The organism is Candidatus Dormiibacterota bacterium (assembly GCA_035532835.1).
In the GTDB taxonomy this organism is placed as follows: domain Bacteria; phylum Vulcanimicrobiota; class Vulcanimicrobiia; order Vulcanimicrobiales; family Vulcanimicrobiaceae; genus DAHUXY01.
Genome location: DATKQG010000005.1, coordinates 1 through 3,319 on the forward strand (window position 1 = coordinate 1; position 3,319 = coordinate 3,319).

General features: G+C 63.3%; 3 protein-coding genes. 1 reads left to right on the forward strand and 2 read right to left on the reverse strand.

Annotated features, from left to right (window positions below; all coding sequences use genetic code 11):
* Positions 1-1,305, forward strand: a 1,305-nt coding sequence (locus VMW12_00165) for a hydantoinase/oxoprolinase family protein (GenBank protein ID HUZ48132.1), incomplete at its 5' end; no start/stop codon positions are given.
* Positions 1,306-1,497: 192 nt separating this feature from the next.
* Here the strand turns inward: VMW12_00165 and VMW12_00170 are convergent.
* On the reverse strand, positions 1,498-2,973 hold the full coding sequence (locus tag VMW12_00170; protein HUZ48133.1) for an amino acid permease: 1,476 nt from the start codon (positions 2,971-2,973) through the stop codon (positions 1,498-1,500).
* A gap of 61 nt (positions 2,974-3,034) precedes the next feature.
* Positions 3,035-3,319: SAM-dependent methyltransferase (locus VMW12_00175; GenBank protein ID HUZ48134.1), on the reverse strand; the 285-nt coding region annotated here is incomplete at its 5' end.

Sequence of the window (3,319 nt, forward strand, 5' to 3'; positions counted from 1 at the left end):
AGCGACGGCATCTTCATCGAAGTCGGTGGAACCAGTTCCGACTGCACCGCGATTCGGGCCGGCCAGCCGCGCATGCGTCCGGCGCGCATCGGCGGCCATCGCACCATGCTCCGAACCGTCGACGTGCGCACGCTCGGCGTAGCCGGAGGCAGCATGCTGCGCGTCTCGGCAAGCGACATTATCGCCGCCGGCCCGCGCTCCGCGCACATCGCAGGATGCGCGTACGTCTGCTTCTTAGAACCGAACGCCTTGAACGGCGCGCGCATCGAAACGATCGCACCCAAACCGAGCGATCCCGCCGATTACGTCACGTTCCTGCTCGCGGATGGAACGCGCGCCGCGCTCACGCCCACCTGTGCAAGCAATCTTTTGGCCTACGTCCCCGAGGACGACTTCGCGCGCGGCAATCGCGAGTCGGCGCAGATCGGCTTCGCCTTGCTCGCGCAGCACCTGGGCGGTTCTCCCGAAGCGCTCGCGCGTCGCGTCCTCGAACACGCAGCGAAAATCGTGCGCGCCTGCATCGAGGAATTGATCGCCGATAATTCGCTGGACCGCCACGCCCTGGTGCTGATCGGCGGCGGCGGCGGAGCGGCCGCGATCGTGCCGTTCGTTGCCGAATCCCTGGGCCTCTCGCACCGCATCGCGCGCGATGCCGAGGTGATCTCGCCGATCGGCGTCGCGCTCGCGCTCGTGCGTGACGTGGTCGAACGAACCATCGCCGACCCCACCGCCGAAGATATCGCGCGCATCCGGCGTGAAGCCGGCGACCGCGCCATCGCCGCGGGAGCCGCTCCGGATCGCATCGAGGTGAGCGTCGAAATCGACGCGCAACGCAGCCGCGTCCGAGCAACCGCATCGGGAGCCACCGCGCTCGCGGAGTCCTCCTCGCATGGCGCTGCCGATGAGCAGCAGCGTCGCGAAATCGTCGCTCGTTCGATGCGTTGCGCGCCCGAATCTCTCGAACGCACCGATCTCACGCCGGTTCTCTGCGCTTATCGCTACGGAAGCGATCTACGCGTCGTCGACGAACGCGGCGTCATTCGCCTCGCGCTACGCGGTGCCGCGACCACGTGCTTTGCCATCGCGCAGCTCGACGAACGACTGGCGCAAACGATGGAGAATGCGACCTCGTTCGGCGACGTCGGCCGCGCCTTGCCGGAACTCTATCTGTTACACGGTGGCCGCATCGCGGATTTCTCCGGATTGGCCGGCGTCGATCAAGCGCTCGCGCTCGCCCGCGAAGAAGTCGCCGGACGCACGGCCGAGGAACGCATCGCTGCGATTACGGTTGCGCGCCCGGCATAGTTGAGAGCGGGAGCGCGTGCTGCGGTCAGCGGGGACGTGCGATTTTCGCGCAATCGCCAGGATGGCGACTTCCTTTGAAAGTTGCGCGAAAACGTACGAGTAGGAAGCCCGCAGGATGCGGGCTGACGAACGGTCCCCGCTGACCGCAGTACGCACGCTCCCGCTCTCAACTAGGCCGAGGGTGGGAGAACCTTACGACCCGAGCGACGCTCCAGCCGCTGCTTCATCCACGCCCACCGTGCTATGCGAGCGGCTGTAGGCGAAGTAGATGACCAATCCGACAAGAAGCCAGATGATGAAGCCCAGCCACGGGAGCGGTATGCCGAAAAGTCTCGGGCTGCCAAACGCGAAGGAAACGATCAGGCCGAACGCCGTTACCGCCGAGAGAATCGGGATAAGATAGGGGCCGAACGGAACCGAGAAACCATCTGTTCCCGGATACCGCTTGCGCAAGATCGGCAGTGCGATCGAAACCAGAATGAATGCGGCAAGGGTGCCCATGCTGGTGAGCGATCCGACGACGTCGATCGGCGTGAATGCGGCGATCAACGCGATGAAGATGGTAAAGAGGATCGTCGAGACGCCCGGCGTGCGGAACTTGGGGTGGATCTTTGAGAAAATTGGCGGGAGCAACCCATCGCGCGACATCGCGAAGAAGACGCGCGTCTGTCCAAACATCATGACCAGAAGCACAGTCGTTAGTCCCGCTAGCGCTCCTAGTGAAATGATGGCGCTAGCCCATCCTAGTCCAACATGATCCATCGCGAAGGCGACAGGCTGGGGAACGTTGAGTTGCGTGTACGGCACCATGCCGGTAAGAATCGCGACGACGATGATGTAGAGGACGGTGCAGACGGCAAGGCTCCCCAGAATGCCGATCGGGAGATCGCGCTTGGGATTTTTTGTTTCTTCAGCCGCAGTCGAGACCGCGTCGAAGCCGATGTAGGCGAAGAAGATGAATGCCGCGCCGCCGAGCATGCCGGTGATGCCGAACGGGAAGTACGGGACCCAGTTGCCGGTGTTGACGTGCCCGTAACCGAGCACGATGAAGAAGAGGACGACGGAGACTTTCAGGATGACGATGACGTTGTTCACTACCGCCGATTCGCGCGTTCCGCGATAGAGCAGGGCACCGATCAATAAGATGATGCAGAAAGCCGGGAGATTCATGATGCCGTGAATCGGCTGCCCGCTAGGGCCTAAATCCCAATAGTTATGCTGTAACGCTTGCGGGATATGCCAGTGGAAAACATTCTTGATAAACGTCGTGAAGTAGCCGGACCACCCGATGCTGACCGTGGCGGCCCCAAGCGCGTATTCTAGGACGAGGTCCCAGCCGATGATCCAAGCGACGAATTCACCGAGCGAGGCATACGCGAAGGTGTAGGCGCTGCCGGCGATCGGGATACGGCTGGCCACCTCCGAGTAACAGAGGGCGGCGAACGCGCTCACGATGCCGGCGACGATGAACGAGATCGTCAGCGACGGGCCGGAGCGGGTCGCGGCGGCGACGCCCGTGAGGACGAAGATGCCGGTGCCGATGATCGCGCCGATGCCCATGGCCATCAGCGAGCCCGCGCCCAGCGTCTTCTTGAGCTTGTGCGATTGGGAGTCGTCGGTGCCCTCGGCCAATATACGCTCGAGCGGCTTTACACGTTGTAGCAGCATTACGGCTCCTCAATATGCGCTTAATCGCCTACTCCCTGTTACGGCCGAGACAAAGGTCGCGTTAGCCGCCCGGCAGTGTGCCGATATAGAGGCCGCGTCCGCTCCCGAGGCCCCGCTCGTCGTACTCGAGCGCGAAGCCCGCTCGTGCGAATGCCCGTTCGTATTCCTGCGGGGTGAAGAGCGTCACGCGATGCATCTCGGTAAACGTGCGCACGCCGTCGCTCTGCGCGATCATGTAATGGAAGTTGAGGATCGAGACGTTGCCGTCGCGGCGGCTTACCGACATGCGGGCGACCTTGAGCGCGGGCTCGTCGGCAAAGAGCGCGTCGAGGTGCCCGTCGATCCA

Coding starts and splice junctions, on each gene's coding strand:
- VMW12_00170 (HUZ48133.1), bottom strand. CDS start 2,973: ATGCTGCTACAACGTGTAAAGCCGCTCGAGCGTATATTGGCCGAGGGC.